At 68.6% G+C, this 16,613-nt stretch carries 15 protein-coding genes; 3 read left to right on the forward strand and 12 right to left on the reverse strand.

Features of this window, described 5'->3' with window-relative positions; translation table 11 throughout:
* Nucleotides 1–149 precede the first annotated feature (149 nt).
* Together JJ683_RS02935 and JJ683_RS02940 are read left to right on the forward strand one after the other, a co-directional pair.
* Nucleotides 150–485 carry a hypothetical protein gene (locus tag JJ683_RS02935; RefSeq protein ID WP_200171177.1) on the forward strand — a complete coding sequence of 112 codons (336 nt, stop codon included), beginning with the start codon at nt 150–152 and terminating at the stop codon, nt 483–485.
* Nucleotides 482–1,045, forward strand: a complete 564-nt coding sequence (locus JJ683_RS02940) for a hypothetical protein (protein ID WP_200171178.1) — start codon at nt 482–484, stop codon at nt 1,043–1,045. The genes JJ683_RS02935 and JJ683_RS02940 overlap by 4 nt, the downstream gene beginning before the upstream one ends.
* 11 nt (nt 1,046–1,056) lie before the next feature.
* On the opposite strand, the gene JJ683_RS02945 is transcribed toward JJ683_RS02940, so the two are convergent.
* The 6 genes from JJ683_RS02945 to JJ683_RS02970 form a co-directional block, all read right to left on the reverse strand.
* Complete coding sequence (locus JJ683_RS02945) at nt 1,057–1,854, reverse strand: enoyl-CoA hydratase-related protein (protein WP_200171179.1); 798 nt, start codon at nt 1,852–1,854, stop codon at nt 1,057–1,059.
* A complete protein-coding gene (locus JJ683_RS02950) occupies nt 1,851–3,404 on the reverse strand; it encodes an acyl-CoA synthetase (RefSeq protein WP_200171180.1) in 1,554 nt (517 codons plus the stop codon). The genes JJ683_RS02945 and JJ683_RS02950 overlap by 4 nt, the downstream gene beginning before the upstream one ends.
* A 470-nt stretch (nt 3,405–3,874) precedes the next feature.
* On the reverse strand, nt 3,875–4,027 hold the full coding sequence (locus JJ683_RS02955; protein ID WP_200171181.1) for a hypothetical protein: 153 nt from the start codon (nt 4,025–4,027) through the stop codon (nt 3,875–3,877).
* Nucleotides 4,028–4,840 carry a class E sortase gene (locus JJ683_RS02960; RefSeq protein ID WP_200171182.1) on the reverse strand — a complete coding sequence of 271 codons (813 nt, stop codon included), beginning with the start codon at nt 4,838–4,840 and terminating at the stop codon, nt 4,028–4,030. It abuts the gene before it with no gap.
* 30 nt (nt 4,841–4,870) lie between these two features.
* Nucleotides 4,871–5,017 carry a hypothetical protein gene (locus JJ683_RS02965; protein WP_200171183.1) on the reverse strand — a complete coding sequence of 49 codons (147 nt, stop codon included), beginning with the start codon at nt 5,015–5,017 and terminating at the stop codon, nt 4,871–4,873.
* 173 nt (nt 5,018–5,190) lie between these two features.
* Nucleotides 5,191–9,621 (reverse strand): DUF5979 domain-containing protein, encoded by a 4,431-nt coding sequence (locus tag JJ683_RS02970; protein WP_307810649.1) that lies wholly within the window; start codon nt 9,619–9,621, stop codon nt 5,191–5,193.
* On the opposite strand from JJ683_RS02970, the gene JJ683_RS19570 reads away from it, so the two are divergent.
* A complete protein-coding gene (locus JJ683_RS19570; RefSeq protein WP_307810650.1) occupies nt 9,605–10,150 on the forward strand; it encodes a hypothetical protein in 546 nt (181 codons plus the stop codon). The two genes, JJ683_RS02970 and JJ683_RS19570, sit on opposite strands and share 17 nt — an antisense overlap.
* A 24-nt stretch (nt 10,151–10,174) precedes the next feature.
* On the opposite strand, the gene JJ683_RS02975 is transcribed toward JJ683_RS19570, so the two are convergent.
* The 6 genes from JJ683_RS02975 to JJ683_RS03000 all read right to left on the reverse strand — a co-directional run bounded on the left by JJ683_RS02975 (nt 10,175) and on the right by JJ683_RS03000 (nt 16,573).
* Nucleotides 10,175–10,417 carry a TetR family transcriptional regulator gene (locus JJ683_RS02975; protein ID WP_200171184.1) on the reverse strand — a complete coding sequence of 81 codons (243 nt, stop codon included), beginning with the start codon at nt 10,415–10,417 and terminating at the stop codon, nt 10,175–10,177.
* 488 nt (nt 10,418–10,905) lie between these two features.
* The gene (locus tag JJ683_RS02980) at nt 10,906–12,336 is read right to left on the reverse strand and encodes an amidase (protein WP_200171185.1); all 1,431 of its coding nucleotides are present in this window, start codon (nt 12,334–12,336) and stop codon (nt 10,906–10,908) included.
* Nucleotides 12,337–12,371: 35 nt separating this feature from the next.
* On the reverse strand, nt 12,372–13,544 hold the full coding sequence (locus JJ683_RS02985) for an SGNH/GDSL hydrolase family protein (RefSeq protein ID WP_242474354.1): 1,173 nt from the start codon (nt 13,542–13,544) through the stop codon (nt 12,372–12,374).
* 229 nt (nt 13,545–13,773) lie between these two features.
* Nucleotides 13,774–14,652 carry an LLM class flavin-dependent oxidoreductase gene (locus tag JJ683_RS02990; protein ID WP_200171186.1) on the reverse strand — a complete coding sequence of 293 codons (879 nt, stop codon included), beginning with the start codon at nt 14,650–14,652 and terminating at the stop codon, nt 13,774–13,776.
* Nucleotides 14,653–14,732: 80 nt separating this feature from the next.
* Complete coding sequence (locus JJ683_RS02995; protein WP_200171187.1) at nt 14,733–15,383, reverse strand: TMEM175 family protein; 651 nt, start codon at nt 15,381–15,383, stop codon at nt 14,733–14,735.
* A gap of 47 nt (nt 15,384–15,430) precedes the next feature.
* The gene (locus JJ683_RS03000) at nt 15,431–16,573 is read right to left on the reverse strand and encodes an NAD(P)/FAD-dependent oxidoreductase (protein WP_200171188.1); all 1,143 of its coding nucleotides are present in this window, start codon (nt 16,571–16,573) and stop codon (nt 15,431–15,433) included.
* Nucleotides 16,574–16,613: the final 40 nt, after the last annotated feature.

The following is a 16,613-nucleotide window of genomic DNA, read 5'->3' on the forward strand; positions in this document are numbered from 1 at the left end:
GTCCGTCGTCGAGTTGGTGGTTCTGCGGTGCCCCACCCGGTCGGAAGCACCGTGGAACCACCGAGTCGGCGCGGGCTGCGCAGGAAGAGCGGGACGGCGAACGCGACCGACGTGTAACGTGACGCCCGGCACGCGCGAACGGGGGGACGATGACGCACGCCGACGGGGAACTCGTGGTCACACAAGAGGCCATCGACACCATTGCGGGGGCATACGAACAGGCAGCGGCGGACCTTCGGGAGTTGGCCACGACCTTCGCGCATACTTACGGCCGTGAGCCGTGGGGCACGCTGCCGTCCATACTTCAGTTGCAGAGTATGTATGAGGAACTCGCGCTCGGCGACAAAGGCTCGGCGGTAGTCAGGCTCAATGAGTTCGCAGATCGAGCGGCCAGTCTCGCAGCGTGGGTACGCGAGGGTGGCGCGTCGCTCCTCGACGCGGATCACACGACAGTCGCGGCGATCACTGAATCAGATCCCCAGTGAGCGGCCGCGCAGGAAAAGCGGCCGCTATTGCAGCCCTCGCAGGTCTGCTGGCCGGATGCTCCGGCACCGAACACACGGATACGCAAACGCCCTACACCACCGAGGCCGGAATTCCTGCGACCGGCTTCTTCGACCCGTGCGACGCCGCAATGACCGCCTGGTTCGGCCAGCGCGGTTACCACCACCCAGATTTCATCGAGCCTATTCTCGACGAGATCGGCAGCAACTGCAGCTACACCTCGGACACCGACGGCTTCGCGGTGATGTCCCGCGGATCCACCCCCGGCGACGGGATCGATCGGCGATTGCATCACCTCCTCGGTATCCAAGGCCCCGTCTCGCAGGCGACTCTCGCGGGCTATCCCATCGACATCGAGATCATCTCGTCCGGCAGGCAACGTCAGGATTGCCACCTGGTCGCCACTGTCGGCTACGGGTTCCTCGAGGTGTCCGGCGGACCTCGTGGCCCGATAGCGGAAACCTTCCCCCGCGACTGCGACGCCGCCCAGACATTCACCGCGAACCTGCTGCGTCGCATGGACCATGTCTGGCCCGGGTGACCGCCACGCCCTCACACCCCGAACCGCGGCGGCCTCTTCTGCATCGCCGCCGCGATGCCCTCGGCGGCGTCGGCGCTGCCCAGCAGCTCGATCTGCCCTTCTCGCTCGCGGTCCAGCGCCGCGTCCAGCTGGTCCAGGGTGGTCGCTGCAAGGGCTTTCTTGGTCAGCTCCAGCGCCCTGCGCGGGCCGGCGGCCAGGCGTGCAGCCACCTGCTCGACATGCGCGCTGAGTTCGGCGTCCGGCACCGTCCGCGTCACCAGCCCGCAGGCGAAGGCCTCCGCCGCCGGCAGCCGTTCACCGAGCATCGCCATCTCGGCGGCGCGCGCCCGGCCGATCGCACCGGCCACCAGGGCGCTGGCCCCGCCGTCGGGCATGAGTCCGATGGTGATGAACGGCAGCAGGAAATACGCGCTCTCCGCGGCGTAGATCAGGTCGGCCGCGCAGGCCAGGCCCACGGCGAAGCCGGCCGCGGGGCCGTTCACCGCGGCGATCACCGGCACCGGCGCGGACACCACGTCGCGGATCACCGTGTTCGCCGCGTCCATCATCGCCGTTGCGTCGCCGTCCAGGGTGGACAAGTCCGCCCCGGTGCAGAACGCCCGGCCCTCCCCCGTCAGGACGACGACGCGCACCGCCCTGTCGCCGGTGCGCCGCAGCACCGTGCTCAACTCCGCGATCACATCCGAGTCCAGGGCGTTGAGGCGTTCCGGGCGGCAAAGGGTGATCCGCAGAATCCCGTCCGCGTCAAGCTCGGATCGCACACCGCCAGGCCCGACGGGGAACTCCCGCCCCGGACGATCCCCCGTCATCGATGCACCACCTGGCCCGAGCCCCACTGCGCGCGCAGCTCGCGTTTGAGGATCTTGCCGGTGGCCGTGCGGGGCAGCTCGTCGATGAACACGACCTTCCGCGGACACTTGAAGTGCGCGAGTCGTTCCCGCATCCAGGCGATCAGTTCCGACTCCACCACAGCGGCCCCCGGCTTGAGCACTGCCACGGCGGTGACCGACTCGCCCCACTTCTCATCGGGAGTGCCGATCACGGCGACCTCTGCGATCGCGTCATGCCGATAGAGCACCTGCTCCACCTCGGCGGGATAGACGTTCTCGCCGCCGGTGATGACCATGTCCTTCTTGCGGTCGACGATGTAGAAGTAGCCGTCCTCGTCCTCCCGCGCCAGATCACCGGAGAAGAACCATCCGTCGCGCAGCGCCGTGGCGGTGGCCTCCGGCTTCTGCCAGTAGCCGACGAAGATGCTGGGACCGCGCAACAGCAGTTCGCCCACCTCCCCCGCCGGCACGTCACACCCGTCCTCGTCGGCCACGCGCATCTGCACGTGCGTCACCGGCTTGCCGATGGAGCCGGCGTGGGCGATCACGTCGTCGGCCGACAGCACCGAGGCGACCGGCGCCGTCTCCGTCAGCCCGAAGCCCTCGGTGAACACCATCCCCTGTGCACGCAGCTTTTCGATCAGCGTCACCGGGCAAGGCGCACCGCCGGAGATGGTGTACCGCAACGACTCCAGATCCCGGCCGCCGAGCCCCGCGGCGGCGATCGCCGCCCACATGGCGGGCACGCAGAACGCGACCGTCGGCCGGTGCCGCTCCACCGCGTCGAGCCAGCCCGCGGGGGTGAACGATTCGAGTATCACCGCGCTGCCGCCCAGGTACATCAGCGGCAGCGTGAAGATGCCGAACGCACCGATGTGGAACATGGGCGCCGCCGTGAGCGAGACGTCCTGCGGAGTCAGCCCCAGATCGACGCCCACGCTGTTGATCGCATTCCACAGGTGGTTGCCGTGGGTGAGCATGGTGCCCTTGGGAAAGCCGGTGGTCCCCGAGGTGTACATCAGCGACGCGACGCCATCGTGCGCCACGTCGACCTCGACGCGGGCCGGGTCGCCCGCGGAGACCATCTCCTCGTACGCCGAGCCCGTGCGGCCGCCGGAACGCGTGGCCGCCGAGGGGATCTCGATCAGCTCACGCACGTACGAGCCGTGCGCCGCCTCGCGGACGGTGGCGATCACCTGCTCGGAGGCGAAGACGACGCACGCAGCCGCGTCGTCGAGGATGTAGCGGATCTCCGGCGCGGACAGCCGGAAGTTGACCGGCACCGCGATGGCACCGAGCTTCGCCGCCGCGAACGTCACCTCGAGCAGGTGCGGGCTGTTGAACAACACGAACGCGACCCGGTCCCCCGGGCGCACCCCCTTCGCGCGCAGCGCGTCGGCGAGCGCGTTCGTACGCCGGTCGAGCTCCGCATAGGTGAATTGCCGCCCGGTGTCCCCGTCGGTGAGCGCGACGCGATGCGGCGTGCGTCGCGCGTGGATCGTGATCCAACTGCCGATTCCGTGGTCCATCAACATCCCATCACCGAAGGTGCCTGGCCCGTCGGCACAGAACGACCGACGACGTGATGCGGCCCACAGTAGGCACGGCAAGGGTCGATAGCAAGCGTGTGTGCTTGTTTCAAGACCCGGGCAGACGCATTGTCGGCGCCCTGCGGCGACCACGATTCCCGTCTATGCTCTGCTGCCCTTCCCTCCCCCGGTTTGAGCAATTCGGCGACTGCTACCTCGCCGTACCTGCCCCCGGCTGAGGGGCGGTAGCCGCAACGGCGATCCCGAAGCAGTGCACCGCCGTCGGCCGCTTCTCCAGGATGGCTATCGGCTACAACAACGCTGTCCGCCCCGGACGGTTACGGTCATTCGCCACCCTGCCTGACTCAACCCGACCTGAGGTGGACCCTGGAGACAGGACCCCTGTATCGGGAACCGGCCGGGACGATCCGACACCGACGCATGCGGGCCGCCGGTGCCGGTGCTGCATTCTATACGGTCACGTCGGAGTAGGGCATGTGCTCGGACACCCAGGGAAAAACCACTTCCATGAGCAGCAGGAAGATCGCGATGGCGATCACGATCGCCAGCAGGGCCTTCACGGGCCGCGGCCCGGGCAGGAGGCTCCAAAGATAGGCGTACATTCACTTCTCCTGCAATGCCGTGGGAAGGCGCACCGACGACTTCGGGATTGTTTCGACGAGGACGGCATGGACGATCAGACGTTCGGAGTTCGAAAACAGCGGATGGCATGTGGTCAACGTCAGGATGCGTTCCAGTCCGGGGTTGGGCTCGACCCATGGGACGCCGGGCAGCGGGTTGATTACCTCGATGTCGCCGGGCACGGTGATGAACCGTCCTCGGACCTGGGAGTAGTCGCCGTCGGAGAACCGATCGACTTGCGCGCGGCTGAGGCAGTTCACCGCGGTGGCGCGCCGTTCAGGCGCCGTGGTCTCGAGTGGAAGCAGCCGGTAGGTCATCCACTGGGAGTCTGTCTCCATGACCACGGCATCGCACGCATCGAGTTGATCGAGATGCTGGAACACCGGACCGGAGCCGATGCGATGTCCGGCGAGCGCGAAGTTTCCTGCCTCGCCGGGCATCTGCGAGTCCACGTAGTGTCCGGGGCCGGCCCGCAGGTCCTCGCTTCGTGTGCCCTCGATGACGGCGTACGCCTCGCCGAGCGAGGGGAAATGCACGCGCGCGAACCCTTCACCGAGCGCCGGGACCGGGGGGGCCGCCGGCTCAGTGGCGGCCGCCCCTGGATCTGTACCCCAGGTTTCCTCCAGGCTGTGGTTGAGCTCGTCCTGCAGCCGCCCCGAGACGATGTTGGTCCAGAATGCCTCGTAGATGACGAAGAGCAGGATGATCACCCCGGCCGCGAGGAGCACCTCGCCGATGACTTGTCCCGCCCCCAGCCGGGTCCGATCCGATGACGAGACCGTGGTCTTACTCATGGATCGGACCCTTCCGCCAGGCGTGTCGAACTAGCTGTTCGCGTTGAGCGCAGCGCTTCCGAGTCCGGTTCCGCCGACAAGGTCATAGAGCAGGACGGACAGCCGCCCGAGCCCGTCGATCACAGCGGAGCCGGTGGTCTCGACATCGAATTCAAGCGAGAGCGGGAGGATGAGCACGAGTTTATTCTCCTGTATTTCGGTAGCCGAGCTTCATCTTGGTACTCGGCGAGTTCGGCCGCGAGACGATTTCAGTCGGCTGGTGTGCGGTATTCGATTGGTGTGATGGTGGTGCGGGGCGGGTGCGACCACGGAGGTCGTACCCGCCCCGCTGCCGTGCGCCTGCAGGCGAGCTACTCCTCGCCGTGCAGCCGCCTGCGGTAACGCAGCATCAGCCACGTGCCGCCGGCGACCAGCGCCAGCGATATACCGGAGAGCCAGATGACGTCCGCCCCGGTCACGGGCAGCGACGACGACTGGTCCGGCTTGGCAGGCGCAGGCTTGCCCGGAGCCCCGTTGTGGCCGGTGCTGTCTTGCTGCTCCGATGTGCCCGGCCGCCCCGGCGTTCCCGGTTCGTTGGAACCAGGCTCATTGGAACCCGGCTGCTCCGGCGAACCCGGCTCGCCCGGCTGGCCGGGTTCTCCCGGCTCACCGGGGCTCGGGGGCGTCGGCCACTCGGTGCCCGGTCCCGGCGGCATCACCGATCCGCCCCACGGCGGCAGCGGAATCGGGATCGGGATGATGATCATCCCGTTGCTGCTGGTCTTGTTCTCCAGCCCCAGCACCACCGGTTCATTCGCGTCACCGGTGAACGTGACCACGGCTCCGGTCGGTTCGTCGTCGATTCCGACAACGTCCGCGTCGCCGTTCTCGGCGCTCCATTGCACATCGCCCCACTTGACGTTGGTCACGTCGGTGTGGGCACCGGTCTCCACAAAGGAGATCTCCGTGTCGAGTGGGAACTGGACCCGGCCGTCGACAACAGCCGCGTCGCACTGGGCGGTCGGTGTGGCCGACGCGCCCGGCTCGACATCGAGGACGCAGGAGCGCGACTCGTCATCAACGTCCGTCCATGTGGCGGTGACCTGGAAGGTCGTGGAATCGTCCCCGGACACCTGGGCGCCCTTGGGCCCGGTCACGACCTTGTCGATGTCCACATCCGTCGTCGGGATGGGCCGGTTTCGGATCTCCACCACCGCACTATCGCCGGGCACGATTCCCACGGTGTTGCGGTATTCCGCGTCACCAGCGTCTTCGGCCACCCAGTAGTACGGCCGTGCCCAGTCCATGCCGGGCAGGGGCTTTGCCTCGACCTCGGAGAAGGTGACCACGGTGTCCCGTGGCAACACGTCGCCGGAGTTCCAGCTGAAGCCGTTCTCGGCGTTGAGGGTGACGGTATCGCCCACTGCCGGGAATTCGGTCCCCGCCGGGAGCGCCGGGTCGACACCGTCGATCCGTATCTGGAACTCCGCACCCTCCGGCAGGTCGGCCTCGGTGGCGGGGATCGGATCCTCGCCGTCGAGAACGTACTTCGTGAACTCGACCGAGCCGAACTTCCAAAGGGCCTCGTTGGTCAGCGTGATCAGACGGCCCTCGGTCGGATCATCCGAAACGATGCCGGTCACGGCGCCGTCGCCGGAAGGCCTGAGCCACGACTCCCCGCTGGGATCGGTGCCCCAGGTGATCGTGCCCCACTCGACGCCTGCGACATCGGGACGACCTGTCTCCGTGAAAGTAACCACGGTGCCGACGGGAAGTTCCACGCCGAGCGGTGTGGCCACGCCCTTGGTGACGGTGAGCGTCGTCGTTTCGTAGTTCACACCGTCCTGCCAGCTGGCCTCGACAGTGAACTCCGCGTCCTCACCGACGTTGTCGGCAGCCTCGCCCTCAATCTGCTTGAGCACGCGCAGGGTGCCGTCGTTCTTGTCGACGAAGTTCGTCACCTCGACCGTGCCCGGATTCTTGCCGATGGTCACCACGGCCGTGCCGTCGTCACCGATCGTGACGTCCCCGGAGAATGCGGGCTCGCCCCAGGCGAGGCCGTTGCCATCCGCCGGAACGGTCTCGGTCAGCGTGACCTTGGTGCCACCGGGCAGGTTCTCGCCGAACGGCACTGCGGTCCCGTCGGCAGGAAGCGCGAGGGTCTTAGACTGCTCGCCTCCGTCCGCGTCACTCCAGGTTGCGATCACGTCGAAGCTGGGCGGCACAGCCGCATTCGATGCTTCCCGCCCAGTGAGCTTCTTGCTCAGCTCGAAGGTGCCTTGCGTGACCCTGGCCTCGTTGGTGACGGCGACCGTGTTCGCCGCCGCGTCGGCGCCGATGGTGAGCGTGCTCGGCACGATGACCGGCTCCGACCACGTCACGAGGTCGGTGTCCACCGGCCGCACCTCGGTGAAGGTGAGCTCCGCACCGATGGGCAGATCGCTGAGCTCGTAGTGCTGACCGTCCTTGAGGGTGAACTCGCGCAGCTCGGTGCCGGCGTCGTCGTCGTCACCGTTCGAGATTTCCGCTTGGATGACGAAGGCCTCGTTGCCGGTGAGCACCGCGCCCTCGTCATTGATGACGGTCTTGGTGATCGTCGCCGAGCCCAAGACGGCCTTGTTGACCAACTCGACCTCGACGTTGCTCTTCGGCGTGATCTTCACCAGCGCCTGGGTGCGGTCCGCATTCAGCGTCACGTCCTCGGCCGGCAGGAACTTCCCCTGCTCGAAGTAGACGCCATCGACAGTCGGCAGATCGGTCTCGGTCAGCCTGATCTGCCAGCCGGTGCCGCGGGCATTGACCCCGCTGACCGGTGTTCCGTCCGCCTTCACCTCGACCGTGTAGGAACTGTCCGGGGCGTCGGTCTCCGGGTCCGTCCCGGGGGCGAACTCCTCGACCAACACGGTGAACCCGGTGTCCTCCGGGAACTCCTCGGAGAAGGAATCGATCTTCTTCAGCAGCGAGAACGAGCCCCGCGCCACGCCCTCGCCGGTGCCGCCACCGCCCCAGGTCTGCCGGACGCTGCTCGAAAGCTCCTGGCCCGCGTAACGAACCGTGTTTCCGTACTCTGTGCCGCGCTCGTCCAACCCGCCACTGGTGGTGCACAGGGTGTAGTCGATGTAGTACCGCGTCTCACGGCCGTAATCGCCGTCCTGTTTCGGGAGGGTGAACTCGATCCCATCGTCGGTGCGGGTGACCGTGGCGGCGTCGGTGAGATCGCGCTCCGCCGCGACGTCGCTGTCGCCCAGGAAGTCTCTCGCGACGACCTTGAGGTTGAGATTCGCCTTGAGGTCGGCACCTGCCTCGCACACCGTCATCGTCTCAGAGAACGTATCCGTGATGACCGCCGGTTCCGCGAGATCTTCGAGATCGTAGCCGGGGATCTCGAGGCTCCAGTCGATGGTGGTGCCGGCGGGCTGTGTTTTCCCGGCGACGTCCTTCTCCGTGGTGTTGAGCGCGCCGCTCTTGCCGCCGGTGAACTGCGGTCCCCTGACCGAAGCAGTGACCTCCGTGCCGTTGACAACGGCCTTGTTGGTGAATACATCGGACGAGTCCGGAACCTCGTCGCCGGTCAAGCAGGTCCGGAAGCTCAGGTAGTAGTACTGATCCGCGTCGAACGCGTCGATGTCCTTCGGCGTGAAGGTCACGGTGAAGTCCGTGTCGCCTTCTAGAGCAGCGGAATCGATCGTGAACTTGTCGGTGACTACGGGGCGCGACGGTGCGTCGCCGTCCTGCCCTGGCAGGTAGTCGCTCTGCCGGATGTCCATCCGGTCGAGGCCATCCGTGCAGACGGCGTGCCCGTCACCGAGCGTCTCCTCTACGGTGACCGTGTGGTCCGCGCTGGCCGCGATGAAGGTGCCCGGGACCATGATGGTCCAGGCGGCCTCCATATAGCGCTTCCCCTTGACTAGGCTGCCGCTCTTCGACGGCGCAGTCGACGGGCGCCAGTCCTGTTCGACGCCTTCGGCGCCGACCGTCTTATCGCCGATCGTCACAGAGTTGTCGTAGACGGCTTGCTTGCCGTCCTCCGTGGGCAGGTCCACCTCGCCGCTGGTCGTGCACGAGGTATATTCAACGCGGTAGAGCTTGTCGCTGGCGAACGGTCCATTGTTGTCGATCGCGATGCTGACCGGATCGCCCGCGCCGGGCTGGGTCACGGTGACGCCGCCAGGGACCTCCCCGAGATCGCCGGGGCGGCCGGACAGCAACTTGGCGTTGAGCCGGCCATCCGTACACAGCGTCATGTTTTCCGAGAGCGTATCGCTCAGGACCACCGAACCGGAGTCGTTCTCGTCCAGTGCTGCCAGGTCGGCGCCCGGGATATCGATGGTCCAGCGCACGGCCTGTTTGTCCGGCGTGAGTACACCGGACTTCGTCGCTTCGCCGAGATCCTTTCCGTCGCCGATTCCGCCACCGCCGGGCAACGGAACCTGCAGCGCCGTCTCCCCGTTGACGACGAACTCCACATCGTCAGACGTGGTGTACTCGACCGCTGTGGTGTAGACGAAGAAGTCTCCCATTACTTCGGCGGGGCGATCCGTCACGGCGTCGGTGAGCACACAGGTCATGAGATTGGAGGCTGCGGCCAAATCGCAGATTCCCCAGATGGTGCCGTCCTCGCCCACGAGTTCGATGTGAGGGTTGTTCTGGAGTTCGAGCACATCGGGAAACCCGATCGTGAACTCGTCGCCGGGTTGCGGCTGCGCAGCACTGGCGTCCCAGGTTCCCCGTACCGTCACGGAGTCCCCGACCGTGATCTGCTGGTCGTTCTTTCCCTCGACCTGGATGTCGGTGATGCTCACTTCAATGCCGGGGTTCACTCCCCGCGTTGTGGCCGCTGAACGTTCCGCCCGCTGCCCGCTTTTCGTGGACGGGGGTGCTTTCGACCGGGTCGGGGCACTCGACGCTGTCACCGGCGCCTGGGGCGTGGACACGGGAGTCTTCGACGTGGGCGCAGGAGCCTTCGGCGTGGAGCCAACCGGCGTCGACGTGGGCTGCACCGTAGTCGCGGGGGCGGACGAAGTAGTGCTCGGCTTCGTCGTAGTGGGCGAACTGCTGGAAGTGCGCGACGCAGTGGGGGTGGTGGTCGAAGCCCTGCTTTCGTCGGCCGAAGCAACGGGAGCGAGCGACAACGAGGCCACGAGCAACGCCAGAACCGTGAAGATCAACCCGAGCGTCGTCCACCGAGACACCACCCCCTCCCCTTTACGACTCCGGGAGAGACGATCAAACACGAAGACCCCTTTCGGTCAAGACAGCGAGAGCGATCCGCCGTGCCGACAACAACCGGGTCGCACGACGGATCACAAAAAGAAATGTTTTGAACAGTAGCCAATCAAGGTGCAATATTCACAATTAGGCTCCTTTGAACCCGCTGAGCTGCCGTAACGCCTCGCATGACCCGACGCTGAAGCTGACGGGTTCCGGCGTCCCGGCCGCCTCCGCCACAGCGTTGATGTTGACGGCGTCCACCCCGCCCTCGACGAGAAGATCCGCCGTCGCGTCCAGGATCGACGCCACGGTGCGCTTGGCGCTCTCCTGCCTGGGCACGCGCACCGGGAGGCAGCTGCGCGGTACCGGCCCGCCCCGAACGTTCATTCCGCCCCCTCCGCACGTCCGTTCGTTCCGGCCCCAGTGCATCCACCGCGGACGCCCGCCCGCATGCACGGCACGCGGTCATGACGGGCGCACTCGCCGAGCTCGTCCTCGTCGGCCTGCCCCAATACGTCGCGGGCCGTAGGCGGCGGTGTTCCGTGCGGAGGCCGGCGCCACCGTCGTCAAAGTGCAGCCGCCCGCGGCCACGCCACCGCATGCTGGAACCGCAGGTGCCCCGGGCACACGCCAGCGACCCAGGGGAGGGCCGGTGGGTGCTGAACTACGACGCCTCGGTGGGCGACGCCGACCCGGTGTACTTTGACAATCGCGGTGCCTCAGCACACCGCGCACACCGCCTACCTGTCGCACCTGGAATGGGATGCCATCGGCCTGCTGCACGATCAGCATCTCGGCGACCTCGCACCAGGCGAACGGGTGCGTCGCTCGGGGCGGGGGCGCCCAGGCCACCGAGTGGCCGTGCTCTCGAACCCCTACTCCCCCAGCCGGTCCTGGATCCGCGCGAACGGCCGCGCCTCCTCCACCGCGTAGGCCATCTCGAGAACACGCGCCTCCGACCCCAGCGGGCCCGCGAGCTGGATCCCGATGGGCGTGCCCTGCGAGCTGATCCCGAACGGCAGCGAGACGGCCGGGTCGCCGGTGGCGTTCTGCAGCGGCGTGAACCCCACCCAGGCCAGCAGCCGCTCCATCGCGATCTCGAACGGCAGCGTGGGGTCGATGTGCCCGATCCGCGGGGTCAGATGGCTCACCGTCGGCGTGAGCACCAGGTCGTAGTCCGCATACAGCTCCCGCGAGCGGCGGGTGGAGGCGCGCAGCCGGGCGATCGCGGCCGGCAGCCGGTGCAGGCGATGAAGCGTGTAGCCGGCGAACCCGCGGGTGAGCGACTCGGTGCGGTGCCAGTCGAACGACGGGTCGAAGGTGCTCTTGCCGGTGGCGTTCATGTAGAGGAACAGCAGCCCGTAGTAGGTTTTGAAGTCTTCGAGGAACGTCTCCGGCACCGGCGCCGGAATCTCCTCGACGCGGTGCCCCATCGACTCGAGCAGCCGGGCCGCCCCGCGCACCGCGGCGGCCGTCTCGTCACCGGTGGGGGTGAACGGCGACTCGATCACCATCGCGACACGCAGTGACCGGTCGCCCGCGCGGCGCACATCCCCCACCGGCGGCAAATTGTGCACGGGGTGCAGGCGCTCGACCTCCCGCAGGTAGGCGGCGGTGTCGCGCACCGTGCGGGTGAGCACCCCGTCGGCGACCACGCGGACCGGCATGCGGCCGAACAGCCCGTCCTGCGGTACGCGCCCGCGGCTCGGCTTGAGCCCGACGAGCCCGCACGCGGCGGCCGGGATGCGGATCGAACCGCCTCCATCGTTGCCGTGCGCGAAGGGCACCACGCCCGCCGCCACCAGCGCCGCCGACCCGGCCGACGATGCACCCGAGGAATAGTCGGTGCACCAGGGATTGCGCACGATCCTGCCCGGCGATTCGGCGCTGGCGGAGATGCCGAACTCGGACAGCTGCGTCTTGCCCAGGCACACCGGCCCGAGCCGGCGGAACGACGCGGCGAACTCCCCGTCCGCCGGTGCCGGCTGCGCGCGGAACGCCGACGAACCCTCCTGCGTGGGCAGGCCCACCACGTCCACGTTGTCCTTGATGAACGTCGGCACGCCCGAAAAGAACCCGCCCGCAGGCGATGACGCGGCTCGCCGGGCACGGTCGAAGTCGGCGCAGGCGATCGCACCCAGTGCCGGGTCGACGGACTCCGCCCGGCGGATCGCCGCCTCCACCGCCTCGGACTGCGACACCCGCCCGCTGCGGATCGCCTCTGCGACGCCGGTGGCGTCGAGCTCGCCGAGTGCGTCGTCGGCGAAGGCGTGGACGTGATGGACGGGCGTCTGGGAATCGGTCATGACGTCACGTTAGCGGAGTGACGGGCACCCCGAGGTCACTCCGATGGCGCTGTGAATGGCCCGTCGGCACCGAAGACATGCGCGGAGAACCGCTCGGCCATCAGCGCGTGCGCCTCGGGACCCGGGTGCAGGTTGTCGGCCAGCGGGTGCCGCGCTTCGTCCGCCGCGCCGAACAGCGTCAACCCGTCAAGATAGTGCAGGTGCGGATCGGTCTTCGCCCGCTGCTCGACGATCCATCGGGTCTCCTCGCGGATGGTGCGCAATGTGAGCTTGCCGGCGCGCGCCTCGGCCGGATCGCCCGTGGCCCGATACCGCATGCCCCCGTCGCCGAAGTCCATCGCCGCGGGCCCGGGGGTGTCCTCGTGCATGGCGCAGTGCGGTGACGAGACGAGCAGCAGCGGCGTGTCCGGGTGCCCCTCGCGGATGGTGTCGAGGAACCCGTGCAGCAGCGGGGTGAACGCGCGCATCCGCATCACATCGGCGTTGACGAGGTTGATGCCCACCTCGAGGCTGATCAGATCGGCCGGCCGGTCCCGCATCACGCGCGCCACGAACGGGTCCAGCATCGCGCTGCCGCTGAAACCGAGGTTGGTCACGTCCAGCCCCGCCTCGAGCGCCACGCGCGCGATCCAGGTGCCGGTGGGGTTCGCCGCGTTCGAGCCCTGGCTGATCGAGCTGCCGTAGTGCAGCCACCGGCGGCCCCGCGGACCGGCCAGGGGCGCCACCGGCTCGTCGGTGCGCAGCTCGCCGAGCTCGACCCGCTCGTAGTGCGGCAGCCAGATCTCGACGTCGTGCTCTCCCGCGGGCAGCCCGTCGACGCGGACGGTCTGCGTGGGCCCTGGCTCCGACTCCACCGCCCCGGTGGCGGCGTCGATGAGCACCGCGGTGCCGCCCTCTGCCTCCACCTGCGCCATCAGCTCTCCGCCGACCAGCAGGTCGAACCGCCCGGGGGGTCGCGGCGCCACGCCCCGGAAGGCCATGTGGGTGCGGTGGGCGGTGAGCTCGATCCTGGTCGCCGTGGTGCGGAACGCCAGGCGCACCCCGGCCGGCTGCGCCTGGGCGGAGAGCAGCTGCGGGTCTGCGCGCCGGCGCGCCCACGCCGGCAGCCGGCACGCGACCACGCCGCGCTCACCCCGCTCGACGTCCAGTGCGCCGTGCAGCAGGTCGGCCGTGACGGGCGTGCGGTGCATCGGTGTCGACGAATCCATTTCGCCCATGCTAACCGCAGGGCCGATGTCGACCGGCACGGTTCGCTCGCTCGCTTCCCATCCAGTTCACGTGCCCGCGCCGCGCGGGCAATCTCGCGCCGCGCGCGCATTGCCGCGACACGCCGGGACAATGCGCGCGCCGGTCGACAATACGCGCGCAGGCGGATTTTGGGCGCGCGGTGCGGGAACAGCGCGCGGCGCGGGAGATGCCCCTCAGATCCACGGCTGGCTAGCCGCGCTCTTCCGCCACCGCCTCCCGCACCGCCGGCGCCACATCGTATGCAAAGGCGCGCACCGTGTCCGGGTCGTCCACGGCCAGGATGAACGTGCCGATCCCGTACTGCAGCGCCAGATCCGCCAGCTGCTCGACCCACTGCACCGGGCGCCCCTGCAGCAGTCCGCCGCCATCGCCGAAGCTCCCTCCGATGTTGTAGATCCGCCGCACCTGCCCCGGCCGGCGCCCCGCGTCGGTCGCCGCCGCATCGAGCGTCGCGGACAAGGGCCCCAGCCGCGACGGGTCGGCGTATCCCATGCTCGGCACCCATGCGTCGGCCAGCGCCCCGGTCACGCGCAGCATCCGCGGGCCGTAGGCGCCGACCCAGATCGGAATGTCATGCGCGGGTGCGGGCCCGGCCTTGAGCCCCCGCACCGGGTAGTACTCGCCGTCGCGGAAGACAGTGCCGCCCGCCCAGAAGTCCCGCATGACGCCGATCGCCTCGATCAGCGCGTCCACGGCCTGCCCCGGTGTGCGCCGCTGCCCGCCGGCCGCCTCGATCGCGTCCCGGAACGCGCCCGACCCCATGCCCAGCTCGACACGGCCGGACGTGACCCGGTCCAACGTGGCGGCCGCCTTGGCCAGCATCACCGGCGGCCGCAGCGGCAGGCTCGCCACGTTCGTCGCCAGCTTGATGGTGCTGGTGCGGGCGCCGAGCACCGACAGGAGGGTCCACGTGTCCAGGTGCCGTCGCTGATACGGATGATCCTGGATCGACGCCACGTCCAGGCCCAGCGCCTCGGCCAGCGCGACGAGCGCGAGGACGTCGTCGAGCCTGTCCGCGTCCGGGGTGGGAAACACCCCGAACTCCAGCGAGTGACCGTGATCCGGCATGCCGGCGAGTCTATTGACCGGCCACCGCGCCGGGGCGCATTCGCCAGGTTCCACCAGCCCGAATGACCCCGCCGCACGCTTCACCGAGGCGGCGCCGCGAGGTAGAACAGTCCCATCGCGACGCACACCGCCAACGTCAGATACGGCGTCACCAGGCCCAGCCCCCCGGCCACCAGATATGCGGGCGGCGCGGCCGCGGCACGCCGCAAGATGGTGCGCCGCTCGGCACCCGTCAGCGGCTCGCGCAACAGGCGGCGGCGCTGCGCCAGAATCTGGAATTGCAGTGCCAGGAACACCGCCGACGTCACGAGGAACGATCCGGCGTAGACGACTGCCGCCAGGCGCCCGCCGTCCTCCTCGACGAGGTAGCTCGACAGCAGCGCGGTCGTGAACGGCAGCACCACGATGCACAGCAGGAGCAGCAGGTTCAGCACCAGCACCGAATGATCCACGTCCCGCAGCCGCCGCAGCATCGTGTGATGGTTGATCCACAGGATGCCGATCGCCACGAAGGAGATGACGTAGGCCAGGTAGTTCGGCCACAGTGCGGCCAGCCGGTGCCCCAATCCACCCGCGCCACCGGGTTCCGGCACGCGCAGATCCAGCACCAGCAGCGTGATGGCGACCGCCATGACACCGTCGGAGAACGCCTCGACCCGCCCCTTGCCGAAAGATCCCGCCCGCTCCGCGCGTCCGGGCCGCGCCGATGTGCCGGAGATGTCGCCGCTCATACTCCGCCTGCCTGGTCCGAGAGCCGGAATCCCATGCCGACTCGGGTTCAGTAGTTCACCCACTCGGTTCCGAACCACCGCCGTGCGCGGTGGGCACCGAACTCCGCTTTGTCGGCTCGCAGCGCCTGGGAGGGCGCGTCGAACTTCCCCACCGGTGGGTGGCCACTGCGGAACGTCACCTCGACCCGGGCCACTCGGTCCGCACCGAACTCCGTGTAGCACACTCCCGTGCCGTCATAGGTCGCACGCGCCGCAACTCCGCGGTGTCGCGCCACCAAACGATCGGCGACGACGCCGGCCTGCCGCTCGGAGAACACCCCCGCCTTGGGAGTGCCGACACTCGTCACATCCCCGACGGCGTAGACGTCGGGGAACGTCGTTTCGAGTGTCAGCGGGTCGACGGGAATCCAGCCGTCCACGCACATCCCGGACTCGGCCACCACCGCCGGGGCCCGGTGCACGGGCACGCCGAGGAACAGGTCGAAGGGCAGTTCGTTGCCGTCGGCGAACACCGCGACCCTGCGCTCCACGTCGAGACATTGCACGATGGAGTCGGGGCACCAAGTGATCCCTCGCTTGGCGAACGCTGCCAGCAGCGCCTCCGACGCGGCCGGCGACGGCGGGATGGGGCTGCCGAGTGGCATGACCAGCGAGATCTCGCTGGCCTCGCGCAGGCCTCGCTCCACGAGGAAGTCGTGCAGCATCAGCGCGGTCTCGCTCGGCGCGGGCGGGCATTTGAACGGCGTCGACGTGACCCCGACGATGACCCGGCCGCCGCGGAACGAGTCCAGCACGTCGCGCACCGCGAACGCGCCGGCCGGCGTGTAGTAGTCGTACCCGGTCTCCATCAGTCCCGGCGTCGCCGCAGGGTCGAGGTCGGCACCCAGCGCCACCACCAGCGCGTCCGCCTCGAAACCGCCGTCGTCGGTCTCCACGTGTCGGCGGCCGGGGTCGATCGAACGGATCACGGACTGGACGAATCGGACCCCGGGCTTGACGATGTCGGCGTAGGAATGCCGCACCGCCCCCGCGGTGGTCCGCCCGAACATCACGTCGAGCTTGGAAAAGCCCATGACGAACCCGTCGGCCTTGTCGATCAACACGACGTCCGCGTCGTCGCCGAGCTCCTCGGACAGTCGTGACGTCAGCTCCAGCCCGCCGAATCCCGCGCCCAGCACCACCACCCGCATCGCGGTCCTCCTCCGTACGGGCCGGGGCGCCCCGGCCGCC

The organism is Tomitella cavernea (assembly GCF_016599145.1).
Classification (GTDB): Bacteria; Actinomycetota; Actinomycetes; order Mycobacteriales; family Mycobacteriaceae; genus Tomitella; species Tomitella cavernae.